The sequence below is a fragment of the Seonamhaeicola marinus genome, assembly GCF_008085455.1.
The window spans coordinates 1-392 of sequence record NZ_VSDQ01000842.1; the positions used below are offsets into that span (position 1 = coordinate 1).

The following is a 392-nucleotide window of genomic DNA, read 5'->3' on the forward strand; positions in this document are numbered from 1 at the left end:
AAACACTTATTGAGCAAGCACAACATTTGGGCAGAGAGTTTGTTATTCAAGTTACCGGTACTGTTATTGAACGCGCCTCAAAAAACGCTAATATTCCAACAGGTGATATTGAAATTTTAGTTTCAGAATTAAACATTCTAAACAAAGCTATTTTACCACCTTTTACTATTGAAGATGACACTGACGGTGGTGAAGAATTGCGCATGAAATACCGCTACCTTGATATTAGAAGAAATCCTGTTAAAAACAGTTTAATATTTAGGCACAAAGTAACCCAAGAAGTTAGAAACTATTTATCTAACCAAGGATTTATTGAGGTTGAAACACCTTATTTAATTAAATCTACACCTGAAGGTGCCCGCGATTTTGTGGTACCATCACGTATGAATGAA

Annotated in this window: 1 protein-coding gene; it reads left to right on the forward strand. The window is 34.7% G+C overall.

The window, feature by feature from the left end:
• The coding region (locus tag FUA24_RS23815) for an amino acid--tRNA ligase-related protein (protein ID WP_317131976.1) at positions 1 to 392 on the forward strand (392 nt) is incomplete at both ends.